This window comes from Anabaena sp. AL93 (assembly GCF_001672085.1).
GTDB classification, from domain to species: Bacteria; Cyanobacteriota; Cyanobacteriia; order Cyanobacteriales; family Nostocaceae; genus Dolichospermum; species Dolichospermum heterosporum.
Genome location: NZ_LJOU01000126.1, coordinates 1 through 13,443 on the forward strand (window position 1 = coordinate 1; position 13,443 = coordinate 13,443).

Genomic DNA, 13,443 nt, shown 5'->3' on the forward strand with positions numbered 1-13,443 from the left:
AAGTAATTTTATATTACTTATTCATCCCATAAAAATCTGGTTAAGTTAAGGATTTATCGCCCTAATTCCTCTATTTTTTCAGAGGAATTAGGATTACCGATAAAAAAACAAGCTTAACTGCTTTTCGCAAAGCATCAATTGACTGATGATTAATCTAGGAGGAAAGAAATCATGGCTAGTATCAAACTTTCTCAATTACAAGGTAACGGTTCTGAATTGTTCCAAGATTCCGAAAGCTTTTTAAACGAAATGAATGATGTAGATACCATTTCTATTCAAGGTGGTAGCGGTTCTGGAATTCATGATTTAGTATACTACAGTATTAAAGGTCAGGAGTTTATTTTGTTAGGCTTTGCTATTGATAACGTTGTATCTCTGGCTAAATCATTTAGCCACAGCAATCACTATAGTCATTAAAATACCTGAGATGAATAAGCAATATGAAATTACTTATTCATCCCATAAAAATCTGGTTCAGTTAAGAATTTATCACCCTAATTCCTCTATTTTTTAGGGGAATTAGGATTACTGATAAAAAAACAAGCTTAACTGACTTTCGCAGAATATCAATTGACTGATGATTAATCTAGGAGGAAAGAAATCATGGCTAGTATCAAACTTTCTCAATTACAAGCTAACGGTTCTGAATTGTTCCAAGATTCCGAAAGCTTTTTAAACGAAATGAATGATGTAGATACCATTTCTATTCAAGGTGGTAGCGGTTCTGGAATTCATGATTTAGTATACTACAGTATTAAAGGTCAGGAGTTTATTTTGTTAGGCTTTGCTATTGATAACGTTGTATCTCTGGCTAAATCATTTAGCCACAGCAATCACTATAGTCATTAAAATACCTGAGATGAATAAGCAATATGAAATTACTTATTCATCATATAAAAATCTGGTTAATTTAAGATTTTATCATCCTAATTTCCATTAAATAACAGGGGATAAGGATCTTAGATAACTGACGAAACCAGATTAAATAATCAATTAATATCTGGTGTTTGCTTACACTTTACGGCTATGACAATTTTATAATTAGTGGGTATTAAGCAAATGGCAAGAATTACAATTTCCGATCTAAACACAACCCAAGAAAAATTATTAATTCATGAAATTAGTAGTATAGAATCTGTTTCTATAGTTGGGGGAAATAGGGGTAATTTTCATGAATTAGTCAAGTTCGGAATTAAGTCTATGGAGTTCATTCTATTAGCCTATGCTATAGATTCTATTTCCTATTTAGGAAGTTCATTTAATAGCAATTATTAAACCTGATTGTCTATGAAATCAGCCTATATTTTGTTAATTCGCCAACCCATTGTTAACTAATCTTTCATGTAAAGCTATGCCACTTCTCATAAGTTCTACCAACGTTTTTGACTACTTGGTTAATCGGGGAATTTGTCCCCCACAAGATGAATCATTAAGCAAAATTGAGTTAAAACCAGCTAAAAACTTTAATTTATTAGTCAGTTTACCACAGGAACGTCAAATCTTAGTTAAGCAAGAGCGTCATGATCGAGATGGTAAGACTTTAGGTGAATTTAAAGAAGAATGGAGAATTCATGATTTTTGTCAAAAATTCCCAGAAATAAATCACTTACGTTCATATTTATCAGAAGCAATTCATTTTGATTTAGAAAACTCCATTATGGTGTTTAACTATCTAAATGAATATCAAGATTTGGCAGAATTTTATGCCAAAGATCAGGTATTTTCTCCTGAAATTGCTCAGTTACTTGGTACGATGCTGGCAAAAGTTCATCGTTCAACGATAGAAAATAAAAATTATCAAAAGTTCTTTAAAAATTCTCTAGAGGGTGCAAATTTGAGCAAAGGATTAGATAGAATTACACCACAAATATTCGGTAATCTTCCTGCTGATGGATTGAAATTTTTTGCTCTCTATCAACGTTACGATAATTTAGGAAAAGCAATTGCAGAATTAAATCAGGCTTTTATGCCTTGTTGTCTAACTCATAATGATCTCAAACTTAATAATATTCTTTTATCTTTGAATTGGGAAACAGAAATTGAAGAGAAATTACCTGGAAATAAAAATATTCTCAGACTGATTGATTGGGAAAGAGGTGATTGGGGAGATCCTGCTAATGATTTAGGAACAATAATCGCCAGTTATCTGCAAATTTGGTTATATAGCATAATCGCTAGTAAAACTATACCTATTGAAGAATGTTTGCGTTTAGCGGCTATTCCGTTATCAATGATTCAACCTTCTTTATCAGCATTAGTTACTGGTTATTTAGCTAACTTTCCAGAAATTTTAGAAGTTCGTCCAAACTTCTTGCCATTAGTGATGCAGTTTAGCGGTTTAGCCTTAATTAGAGCTATTCAAGCTAAACTGCAATATGAGAAAACTTTCGGTAATTCAGGTATCTGTATTCTTCAAGTTGCTAAGAGTTTATTATGTCGTCCCCAAGCATCTATTTCCACAATTTTAGGAATGGAATTTTCAGAAATAATCTCTAAAAATTTATCTCTTGCTTAAATAAGGAAACCCTATATGCAAGTATTAGATTCTCTAGATAGTCAACTTTTTCAACTACCACAGGAATTACAAACATCTCTGCAAAATATTGCTAATTATCTGGAAATTGAATCATTTTATGCTATTAAGCACCCAGAATATAACTTATTAGCATTACCAGAATCAGTTATTTCTCGCTTTCAAAATTTACCATTGGATATTCAAAATAAACATTTAAGTATCCAATTACGTAATTTTCTCTACAGTGCTTATTATAATGGTTCTTGGCATGACTCTAGCAATGCCGATTCCCAGGATAATAATTTAAGTAATAATAGCTTATTTGGCATAGATTTAGCTTTCTATGAACGACTACATACAAGTAATAAAGGCACAGGCTATTGGAGTAAAAATTGGCTGGTAGTTAATGAAGAAACTGATGGATCTTTGGCGGTTCATAAAAATGGTTTGACTTTGCATATTGAGCGTGATTTATATTTATCACAGATTGATAAATATGCTACTCTTGGTAACTTAGTGTCCATCAAAATGCCTAAAAATCTAGTTCAAAATGGATTTTATATGGCAGTGTCTAATCTAGGAACTCAAGACAATCAAGATATTGTCAGAATCTACTTTAATGTATCACCAGAAGGAGCAGCATCAGTGATGGATAATGTGACTAGAGAGTTCAATAATATGCAAGTTGCGTTCTCTTTTAAAGCTCTATATAATCCTGATGAATATAAACGTTATGATTCAGCAGTGCTTTATTTCAGTAAGCATCACTATAAAACTATTCATCCTATACTGCAAAAGATATATTTAGAAAATCGAGACAGTTTTTCTCAAGAAGTACCTTTGTTTACTAAGCCACTGGCACCGGGATTAAGTTGTGCTGAAGAACCAGAAGATAAATTTGGTGAAAAGGAAAGTTTTGGTACTAATCGTTGTCAAATGATTGCTAATGGTTTAATTGCTGCTTGGCAAGGGGGGAATAATCATCCTGAAAGTCGTATGAAAGCTATTTTTGAACAATTTGCATTACACAAAATTAAGCTAGAATATCCTTATCTTAATGCCCACTCAGAAGATATTTATACTCCCTTGAATTACTAAGATCCAAGATCCCCGACTTCTCTAAGAAGTCGGGGATCTAAAATTTTAACTAGCTTCACTAAATATTTCTATTGGGGAAGGAGGAGAATTTATTTGATCTCCTAATGTGGCGACAATTTCTAATTTATTAATTTGCTCTTTTAACCAATTAGTAAATAAATCTCCGAGAATAGCTACGCGCATTTGTTCATTCAATTCGGGGGCAATGATTTCTTCAACTATAATGATATGGACTCCTTTGGGTGTAACGACTGGTTTAATAATTTCTGGGGGATTAGCTGCAAAAACTGCGGCAGCAATTTCTGGTCGAAAATCACTGCGTTTGCGGATACCTTGATATCCTCCAGCGCGACGAATTTCGGGATTTTCGATATATTGACGAGCCACTTCTTGAAAACTAATTTCTCCTTCTTGGAGGGCATAAAATATTTCTAAAGCTAGATCTTCATCATCTAATATGACTTCATAGGTGACTACTCCGCTATAATCAAGTTGGTGAGCATAAAAGAATGGTTCAACTTTCTCGGCAAATAAATGATGAGCTAATTTTGCCGATAGGAGATTAATGTTGGCGATTTCTTCAAAGTTATCTAAGGTAAGATGATGTTTTTGTAACCATTCCCAGGTGTCTTCTGCTTTAATCAGGTTGTTAACTAATCGTAAACTATCTGCGGTTTGTTGTAATTCTGCTATTTCGATGGTAATGCCTTCTTTTTGGGCAGTTTCTGTAATAATTGTTCTGGTGGCGATCGCTTCTAATAAACTAGGAATTTGACAAGATATTTTGAGGTGATAAATAATATCTTCTTTGGATATTTTTACAATATTGGACATAATTTAATCTCCTGAATTTACTGAATTTATTAAAAATTCTTTTTTCTTGCTTAAATAAGTTATTAGCGTATCTATCATATTTACCTAATATGTTATTTTTTTATCTCTATCTAATGATACTTTTAATATTTTTGATAATTTATAGCCACAAAACAAGATCCCCGACTTCTTAAAGAAGTCGGGGATCTAAATTTTTAACCGAGAGAAACAGTTAAACTTCCAGGTTTAGCTAAATCACCAGTTAACACCACACCCCGATTATTAGTGTGTAAATGACGGAGAATTTTGTAAATTGCTTCCACTTCTTCAGCAGCGCCGGACATATCTGCAAGTTCAGAAATAGAAAGTGCTTTTTTCTGGGTTTGCAACACTTCTAAAACTCGTTTTTGTAAATCCAGAATCACAGCAGCGGCTTTTTTACCAGCTTCCACACCTGGTTGATGATAAGCATTGACATTTACTAAACTGGCATATAAACCTACAGCCCGTTCATACAATGCAATTAACGCGCCAACTGTGCGAGCATTAACTTGAGGAATGCTGACTGTAATCGAATCGCGGTGATTCTCATACAATGCTTGACGAGTTCCCAACAAGAAACCACAGAGATAATCACCAGTAGTCACACCAGGATCAACTTCTACGGATTTTCCTTGACGATCTTCCAAAACTTCAATCAAGGTTGCAAAGAAGTTGGGGACACCTTCGCGCAATTGTTGCACATAAGCGTGTTGATCGGTTGAACCTTTGTTACCATAAACTGCAATCCCTTGAAATACAGTTTTCCCATCTAAATCTTTTTCTTTACCCAAAGATTCCATGATCAGTTGTTGCAAATAGCGACTAAATAGCAACAGGCTGTCTTTGTAAGGGAGGACTACCATATCTTTTTCACCTTTGCCATTTCCAGAGAAATACCAAGCAAGGGCTAATAAAGCGGCTGGGTTGTTTTTGAGATTGGGGACGCGGGTGGCATCATCCATTTCTTTTGCACCATCTAGCATGGCACGGATATCAATGCCCTGTAATGCCGCAGGTACTAGCCCTACAGCGGACATTTCTGAGGTACGTCCACCTACCCAATCGTACATGGAAAACCGGGCTAACCAATTTTCAGCTTTGGCGACTTGATCCAGGTTGCTATCTTGTCCGGTAATAGCGACTGCATATTTAGCAAAGTCTAATTTTTTGGCTGTGTAGGCTTGTTTAACCTCAATCATGCCGTTGCGAGGTTCGGGTGTGCCTCCAGATTTGGAAATGACTAATACCAAAGTTGTGGCTAGTTTATCGCCAAGTTGGGCAAGAACCCGATCAATTCCGGTGGGGTCGGAATTGTCTATAAAGTGAATTTGTAGGGGTGGTAGGTCGGGGGATAGGGCTTGGGTGACAAATTGGGGACCCAAGGCTGAACCACCAATACCAATGGAAATGATATCTGTAAAGCGGCATTCCTTGGGGGGATGAATTGCCCCGGTGTGTACCTGGTCGGCAAAAGCTTCGATTTGTTCTAAGGTTTGAACTATTTCTTGGGTGAGTTCGGGGGTGGGGGCTAAATCTGGATTCCGCAACCAGTAATGTCCTACCATGCGGTTTTCGTCGGGATTGGCGATCGCCCCTTTTTCTAATTCCACCATATCCGCAAACGCTTTGTCAAACTTAGGCTGCAATGATGCCACAAACCCATCATCAAACCGCATTCGACTAATATCTAGATATAGTCCTAATCCTGGATGAAAATACAACCAGTCCTGGTATCGTTGCCAAAGTACCCTAGAATCCATAGGGAAATCTCAAATAAAGTGTTGGTCAAACACAAGTTTAATGTATGCTTTTGGCGATCCCTGCTTTGTCTTATACAGTTTTTAATAGAATAACGGATATAGAGGGGTTTCAGTTTACATTGCGTTACATTAACGGCTGATAACTGACAACTCAAACATGACAAATGACAAGTAACTAAATTATGATCGAATACCTGATTTTTCTCGCTATTTCTACCGCCACCTTCGCCCTGTTCGGACTAGGACTCAATCTCCAATGGGGTTTTACCGGTTTAATTAACTTTGGTCATATTGCTTTCATGACTTTGGGTGCGTATACGACGGTTTTATTAAGTCTCAAGGGCGTACCGTTACTGCTATCGGCGGGAATCGGAGCAGTTGTTGCCGCAATGCTTGGTTTAGTAATTGGCTTTGCAACTTTGCGGTTACGCGAAGACTATCTTTCAATTGTCACCATTGGTACAGGTGAATTAATTCGATTAATAGTCAATAACCAAGATTTACCTGTAGGTAATACGTGGATATCGGGATCTTTCGGTGTGCAAAGTTATGTTATCCCTTTATCAACAACTCCCAATTTATTTTTCCGGTTGGTAATGATTGGAGTATTAACTTTATTAGCAGGAATCACATTATTTTCTCTATGGCGTTGGGTGCGAACTGCTCAAATTTCTGCAAGTAATAATATAGTTAGAAATAGTAGTATTCAACAAGAATTTACCTCTCGGTTAATAGTCGGAATTGCTTTAGGGTTATTAACTGCTGCAATTTATATTTCTGGTGTTATTGGACTGTATAATTATAATCCCAAAGCCGGGTTAATGTTGTTCATATTATTAATTTTAGCTTTTGTTTTTTGGCGGTTGGAAATTTTAGTGCGATCGCCTTGGGGAAGAGTGCTAAAATCTATTCGTGAAGATGAAGAAATTCCCAAAGCCTTAGGCAAAAACGTTTTTTCCTATAAACTACAATCATTAATGTTAGGTGGGGCAATTGCGGGGATTGCTGGAGCATTTTTTGCTTGGCAACTAGGCGCAATTTACCCCGATAACTTCCAACCCCAACTTACCTTTGATGCCTGGATTATGGTAATTTTAGGTGGTTCTGGCAACAATCTGGGAACTATTTTAGGTGCAGTCATTTTCTTTACCTATGATGCCCTCACTAGGGAATTTTTACCCAAAATTGTCCCTTTAGATGTAGAACGGATTGGTGCATTTCGGATCATGTTTATTGGGTTACTGTTAATGGTGTTGATGATTTGGAGACCTCAAGGTATTTTAGGGAAAAAGGAAGAACTGACTCTTGGTAAATAATTGGGAATTTATGATTATAAATATCAGCAGTTTTTAAGAGTTCAATTAAATGGCTTATAAACCTCGTCAAAGTGGAAAACTGGAGTTTTTCAAAGGGGAACAGGGAACAGAGAAGAGTATGGGACTTAGAGGATATTTTAAAAGTGGTATCCTGTAATTTTCATCATATTGTTACCCCCTTTTCTCCTTGTAAAGGGGGGTAACAAGAAAATCCAGTTCCCTCCCCTTTATAAGGGGAGGGTTAGGGAGGGGTAAAACATTTGATACAGCAATCATGACTTTTTAAACACCCTCTTAGGAATAAAACCCGATTAAGAAAAAATTACGGTTTTTATTGTTAAAATAGTTGATACAAGCCGTTTATGGGAGGAATAGCCATGATAGTTGCAACTGCTAACAAGATGACTTTTGAGGAATTTCTTAATTATGACGATGGGACAGATAATTTATATGAATTTGAGAACGGAGAATTAATTCCTATGCCTTCTGAAAGTGAGCTAAATTGTCGGATAGCGATGTTTTTAGTGGCCTATTTTCTGAAATTAGGTATTCCATATTATCGGTTAAGAATGAAAACAGAAATTGCTGTGAATAGTCGGCAGGTGGGAGTGCGTGTTCCTGATTTGGTGGTGTTTTCTGAAGAATTAGCTCAGGTAATGCAGGGGGCTACACGCTCCCTAATTTTAATGGATATGCCGCCGCCTCTGTTGGTGGTTGAGGTAGTGAGTCCAAATCAGGAAAATCGTGATTATCGTTATAAGCGTTCTGAGTATGCAGCGCGGGGAATTACTGAGTATTGGATTGTTGATCCAATTGGGCAAAAAGTGACGGTTTTAGAATGGGTGGAGGGTTTTTATGAGGAGCAGGTTTATAGGGAAGATGATATAATTTGTTCGCCTCTATTTAGTGATGTAAAGTTAACTGTAGCTGAGGTTTTACAGGGATGAAATTTGATGAACTCCGACAATTTTTATTTCATAACAATAATTAAAAACCAACAAAAAAACCTAAAAATGAAGTTGAGAAGAAAATTATAATGGTAAATAATATCGCATCACCCCAACTACCTCTTTTAGCTGCAACTGGACTTTCTAAAAATTTTGGCGGAATTAAAGCAGTTCAGGAAGCGAATATCGAAGTTATCAAAGGTAGCATTACTGGGTTAATTGGTCCCAATGGGGCTGGAAAAACTACTTTATTTAATTTACTCTCTAATTTTATTCGTCCCGATAAGGGTAGAGTGATTTTTGATGGTGAACCCATTCATCAATTACAACCATACCAAATTGCCCAACAGGGATTAGTGAGAACCTTTCAAGTTGCCCGGGTTTTATCGAAGTTATCAGTATTAGAAAATATGCTTTTGGGAGCGCAAAAACAAACCGGTGAGAACTTTTGGCAAGTGCAATTTCAACCCCACATTATTGCTAAAGAAGAAAAGCAACTAAAAGAACGAGCAATGTTTTTGTTAGAGTCAGTAGGCTTAGAAAAAAAAGCCGCTGATTATGCCGGTGGTTTATCTGGGGGACAGCGGAAACTTTTAGAAATCGGTCGGGCATTGATGACTAATCCTAAGTTAATATTGCTAGATGAACCTGCTGCTGGCGTAAATCCCAGATTAATTGATGACATATGCGATCGCATTTTAGCGTGGAATCGTCACGACGGTATGACATTTTTGATTATTGAACATAACATGGATGTAATTATGTCCTTATGTGATCGAGTTTGGGTATTAGCTGAAGGACAAAATCTAGCCGTTGGTAGTCCCACAGAAATCCAAAATAATACCAAAGTTTTAGAAGCATATTTAGGACAATGATATTATATTAGATATGCCCAAAAAAATTAGAGAACTGAAATATACAATTGTTATTCAATGGTCAAATGAAGATAAATGTTATGTAGTCTCATTACCAGATTTTACAGATATTATGCAGCCTTGTACTCATGGAGACACTTATGAAGAGGCTTTAAAAAATGCCCAAGAAGTTTTAGAAATGCTGATTTCATCTTATTTAGAAGACGGACAACCAATACCCGAACCGCAAATTATCGGCATTAATTAATTAGATCCCCGACTTCTTAAAGAAGTCGGGGATCTGAAAATACAGAATCCAAAATCCTATGACTCGTAACCTACAAGAAACTCATTTAAACCGCGCCCGTGCTAGTCTTAGACAAGCATTATCTTGGTATGGATATCTCCGTAAATCGGGACAAATGGCAGCAAATCCAGAATTAGCAAGTTTGCTAAAACCAGAAATAGAAACCTTAAATGCCACACTCAATAAATTAGATGCCAATGTTATCAGAATTGCCGCTTTTGGTTTAGTCAGTCGGGGAAAATCAGCAGTCTTAAACTCTTTATTAGGAGAAAAAATTCTGCAAACCGGACCCCTAAATGGTGTCACTCAATCGCCACGTTCTGTACCTTGGAAACCAGGAGATAAGGTATTAGTTGAATTAATTGATACTCCCGGTTTAGATGAAATTGCCGGAGATTCACGGGCGCAAATGGCACGAGACGTAGCGCGTCAAGCTGATTTAATCTTGTTTGTGGTTTCTGGGGATATTACGAGAACTGAATATCAGGGATTATTAGAATTACGTCAAGCACAAAAACCTTTAATTTTGGTATTTAATAAAATTGATTTATATCCCGATACAGATAAAAATGCAATTTATAAAAATCTTCAACAATTAGGGGCAGGAAATACCCAAAATCAGCCATTGTTACCCGATGAAATTGTCATGATATCGGCTGAACCTGCACCAATGGAAGTGAGAGTAGAATATGCAGATGGAAGCATCACCTCTGAATGGGAAACACCGCCACCGCAAGTAGATGAATTAAAGCAAACAATCTTAAATATATTAAATCGAGAAGGACGATCTCTTTTAGCTTTAAATGCACTCATTCAAGCTAGAGAATCCGAAGAAAATATCGCCCAAAAAACCGTTCATATCCGCGAAAAAGAAGCAGAAGATATAATTTGGAAGTTTAGCCAATATAAAGCCCTAGCCATTGGCTTAAATCCTATTGCTTTCTTAGATATAATAGGTGGTTTAATTACCGATTTAGCCTTAATTCGGGCATTAGCTAAATTGTATGGTTTACCCATGACTGGCTATGAAGCTAGTGAATTATTAAAAACAATTTTATTTAGTTCTGGTGGTTTATTATTAAGTGAAATTGGCAGCAGTTTTATATTAGGTTTAGGTAAAAGTGCCGCAGCCATAGCTAGTGGTGATAATCCCTTTAATATTACTACTTTTTTCGGGAGTGCCATTACCCAAGGTGGAATTGCTGGTTATGGTGCTTATACAGTCGGTAAAGCCGCCCAGTTATATCTAGAAAAAGGCTGTACCTGGGGTCAATTGGGCGCTAATACTGTCATTCAGGAAATTTTGTCACAAGTTGATAAAAACACTATTTTGTATCGCTTACAGCAAGAATTAGGCGGTACTTTTGGTGAGTTTTGAGAGATTGAATCTAAGGGGGTGTTTGAAAAGTTTTGAATGTATAAATTGACCCCTCTCCAAACCTCTCCCCGACGCGGGGAGAGGCTTTGAAAACCCCATTCCCTGGTAGGGAAGGGGGGCAGGGGGGTTAGGTTTTTGGAGATTATGGGTTTCATCTGATACTTTTCAAACAACCTCTAAGTAACCATCACAAACTTTATGATTTGGGATTTTTACCTCTTTTCCATGCTTTTGATGCTGGAAGTGTAGGTTCACAAGGCTTTTGTAAAATTTCAATAATGGTAGCAATAACTTGATTTATTTTTTCATCCCTTAATTTTCCGATATTCCTAATAACATTACTTTTGTCAACTGTTGCAATGATGTTAGGACGAATATAACAGGGACTTAAATTAAGTTTACCAAACATAAAATCCTGGTCTTCTAACTTAATTTCATATTCTCTACCTGGTTTACTGGTAATAGGATGTTTGAAAAGTGGTATTCCGTAATTTTCATCACATTGCTACCCCCCTTAGTCCCCCCTTGTAAAGGGGGGAAACAATAAAAATCCAGTTCCCTCCCCTTTACAAGGGGAGGGTTAGGGTGGGGTAAAAAATATTTGATACATCAACCATAACTTTTCAAACACCCTCTAATAGGACAGAGAATAATATTATTACTATCTGATTCTGCTATAATCAAGGCAGATCTTCTTTTAGTAGCAGATGCGTCAGAAAATGGAAAAGGTACAGAGATAACGTCACCTTTAGCAAATTTTTCCATAAGCATAAATTCTATAAATCCTTCCAAGCTTCGTCTTCTTCTGGTTCAAGCCAAACTTTATTGAGTGATGATTCACTTAACTCAAGAAAATCTTTTACTAAAATTTCCAAATCATCTACATTACTAACTTGCAAATTTTGAATCTTTTCAAGTGGTAGATTAGTTAGTTTAGCTACTAGAGATAAATCAATACCTTCTTGTAGCATATTGAGTGCAACTTGAGTTAAACCTTCTTGTAACCCTTGTTCCCAGGCTTCACGTAAAGATTGAGATTGAAGTGCTAATTCACGCATAATTATAAGTTACAGATACTCTGTTTAAATTATAACTAAAATACTTGGATTATTTAATAATTTAGCATTGCTAAAACTCCATTAGTGAATAATTAAGTCATGATTATACCATCATAGAATCAAAAAGTATATAAATTAACTAAAAATAATTATTTGAATTGTTAGTCTGAAAAAGAGTTTACCAATTATGAGTAATTCTCTTCATTAGCAATCCTTAAAATTCCTAATTAACCTTTATCTCCCTCAAAAAAGGTAACATTATTATGGTCTCCCTAAACGAAGTTATCAATGGTAAAAAACCCATTGAAGAAGCAATTCTTGAAGCCATTACAGAAGCGCGGACAACCTGTACAGAAAATGGCAATAATTCCGCTAATTGTGCAGTAGCATGGGATATTGTCGAAGAATTGCAAGCAGAAAAAGCCCATCAAAAGCAAGCAAAACACCGCAAAACAGCCCTAGAAACCTACTGTGAAATGTATCCAGATGCTTTGGAGTGTTTGATTTACGATCTTTGATTTAGATTGAGATCAAGAAGAATGTAGAGACGAGAATCCCTACCCATGGAACGTCTCTACATTGGTTTGAGATCACACATATTTAATTTTCACCAGATATTTAGTCAAGAGTAAAAGTAAGAGATTCAAGTACATATATAAAACCCCCTATTCCACAGCCCCCAACGCCTTCAAAGTTAATATTTCCGCCCGGCTTAACCCCTTCACCCCCTGAATCTTCAACCCTGCATATAACCTATGGTCAAAGGTAGCGATACATTCCCCAGACTGCACATCCCACAGTTTCACCGTATTATCAATACTACCACTAGCCAAGGTCAGACCATCTCCACTCCAGGCTACTGACCAAACCACACTGCTATGACCCTCTAGGGTTCGCACAGAGTCCCCAGACTGGACATTCCACAGTTTCACGGTGTTATCATAATTACCACTAGCCAAGGTCTGACTATCTCCACTCCAGGCTACTGACGTAACCCAATTGCTATGACCCTCTAGGGTTCGCACACAGTCCCCAGACTGGACATTCCACAGTTTCACGGTGTTATCATAACTACCACTAGCCAAGGTCAGACTATCTCCACTCCAGGCTACTGACGTAACCGAACGGCTATGACCCTCTAGGGTTCGCACACAGTCCCCAGACTGGACATTCCACAGTTTCACGGTGTTATCATAACTACCACTAGCCAAGGTCAGACTATCTCCACTCCAGGCTACTGACGTAACCCAATTGCTATGACCCTCTAGGGTTCGCACACAGTCCCCAGACTGGACATTCCACAGTTTCACGGTGTTATCAAGACTACCACTAGCCAAGGTCAGACTATCTCCACT

Annotated in this window: 16 protein-coding genes; 11 read left to right on the forward strand and 5 right to left on the reverse strand. The window is 36.9% G+C overall.

Going from position 1 to position 13,443, the window contains the following annotated elements:
- The first annotated feature begins 171 nt into the window (after window positions 1–171).
- The 5 genes from AN486_RS23895 (at window position 172) to AN486_RS23915 (ending at window position 3,613) form a co-directional block, all read left to right on the forward strand.
- Window positions 172–417, forward strand: a complete 246-nt coding sequence (locus tag AN486_RS23895) for a hypothetical protein (RefSeq protein WP_053540951.1) — start codon at window positions 172–174, stop codon at window positions 415–417.
- Window positions 418–603: 186 nt separating this feature from the next.
- Window positions 604–849: a hypothetical protein gene (locus AN486_RS23900; RefSeq protein ID WP_290602788.1), complete on the forward strand. Its 246-nt coding sequence runs from the start codon at window positions 604–606 to the stop codon at window positions 847–849.
- 210 nt (window positions 850–1,059) lie between these two features.
- Window positions 1,060–1,275: a hypothetical protein gene (locus AN486_RS23905; RefSeq protein WP_053540952.1), complete on the forward strand. Its 216-nt coding sequence runs from the start codon at window positions 1,060–1,062 to the stop codon at window positions 1,273–1,275.
- Between the two features lie 76 nt (window positions 1,276–1,351).
- Complete coding sequence (locus AN486_RS23910) at window positions 1,352–2,515, forward strand: aminoglycoside phosphotransferase family protein (protein ID WP_053540953.1); 1,164 nt, start codon at window positions 1,352–1,354, stop codon at window positions 2,513–2,515.
- A 15-nt stretch (window positions 2,516–2,530) separates the two neighbouring features.
- The gene (locus AN486_RS23915; protein WP_053540954.1) at window positions 2,531–3,613 is read left to right on the forward strand and encodes a T3SS effector HopA1 family protein; all 1,083 of its coding nucleotides are present in this window, start codon (window positions 2,531–2,533) and stop codon (window positions 3,611–3,613) included.
- Window positions 3,614–3,658: 45 nt separating this feature from the next.
- Here AN486_RS23915 and AN486_RS23920 read toward each other — a convergent pair whose 3' ends face one another.
- The gene (locus tag AN486_RS23920) at window positions 3,659–4,447 is read right to left on the reverse strand and encodes a peptidylprolyl isomerase (RefSeq protein ID WP_053540955.1); all 789 of its coding nucleotides are present in this window, start codon (window positions 4,445–4,447) and stop codon (window positions 3,659–3,661) included.
- 194 nt (window positions 4,448–4,641) lie between these two features.
- A complete protein-coding gene (locus tag AN486_RS23925) occupies window positions 4,642–6,228 on the reverse strand; it encodes a glucose-6-phosphate isomerase (protein WP_290602789.1) in 1,587 nt (528 codons plus the stop codon).
- Window positions 6,229–6,410: 182 nt separating this feature from the next.
- Here AN486_RS23925 and AN486_RS23930 point away from each other — a divergent pair, with 182 nt between their 5' ends.
- The 5 genes from AN486_RS23930 (at window position 6,411) to AN486_RS23950 (ending at window position 11,030) form a co-directional block, all read left to right on the forward strand.
- Complete coding sequence (locus tag AN486_RS23930) at window positions 6,411–7,544, forward strand: branched-chain amino acid ABC transporter permease (protein WP_168635906.1); 1,134 nt, start codon at window positions 6,411–6,413, stop codon at window positions 7,542–7,544.
- A gap of 377 nt (window positions 7,545–7,921) precedes the next feature.
- Window positions 7,922–8,491, forward strand: coding sequence for a Uma2 family endonuclease (locus AN486_RS23935; protein ID WP_168635907.1), 570 nt, complete (start codon window positions 7,922–7,924; stop codon window positions 8,489–8,491).
- Window positions 8,492–8,580: 89 nt separating this feature from the next.
- Window positions 8,581–9,366, forward strand: a complete 786-nt coding sequence (locus tag AN486_RS23940; protein ID WP_168695081.1) for an ABC transporter ATP-binding protein — start codon at window positions 8,581–8,583, stop codon at window positions 9,364–9,366.
- A 34-nt stretch (window positions 9,367–9,400) separates the two neighbouring features.
- Entirely contained in the window at window positions 9,401–9,613 is a 213-nt protein-coding gene (locus AN486_RS23945) for a type II toxin-antitoxin system HicB family antitoxin (protein WP_041458216.1), read from the forward strand.
- A gap of 58 nt (window positions 9,614–9,671) precedes the next feature.
- Window positions 9,672–11,030: a GTP-binding protein gene (locus tag AN486_RS23950; protein WP_290602790.1), complete on the forward strand. Its 1,359-nt coding sequence runs from the start codon at window positions 9,672–9,674 to the stop codon at window positions 11,028–11,030.
- Between the two features lie 196 nt (window positions 11,031–11,226).
- On the opposite strand, the gene AN486_RS23955 is transcribed toward AN486_RS23950, so the two are convergent.
- Window positions 11,227–11,514 (reverse strand): type II toxin-antitoxin system PemK/MazF family toxin, encoded by a 288-nt coding sequence (locus AN486_RS23955; RefSeq protein ID WP_367142460.1) that lies wholly within the window; start codon window positions 11,512–11,514, stop codon window positions 11,227–11,229.
- 292 nt (window positions 11,515–11,806) lie between these two features.
- The gene (locus AN486_RS23960) at window positions 11,807–12,088 is read right to left on the reverse strand and encodes a hypothetical protein (protein ID WP_027402973.1); all 282 of its coding nucleotides are present in this window, start codon (window positions 12,086–12,088) and stop codon (window positions 11,807–11,809) included.
- Between the two features lie 263 nt (window positions 12,089–12,351).
- On the opposite strand from AN486_RS23960, the gene AN486_RS23965 reads away from it, so the two are divergent.
- Complete coding sequence (locus tag AN486_RS23965) at window positions 12,352–12,606, forward strand: Calvin cycle protein CP12 (RefSeq protein ID WP_290602791.1); 255 nt, start codon at window positions 12,352–12,354, stop codon at window positions 12,604–12,606.
- A gap of 147 nt (window positions 12,607–12,753) precedes the next feature.
- Here AN486_RS23965 and AN486_RS23970 read toward each other — a convergent pair.
- Window positions 12,754–13,443, reverse strand: a 690-nt coding sequence (locus AN486_RS23970) for a WD40 repeat domain-containing protein (RefSeq protein ID WP_290602793.1), incomplete at its 5' end; no start/stop codon positions are given.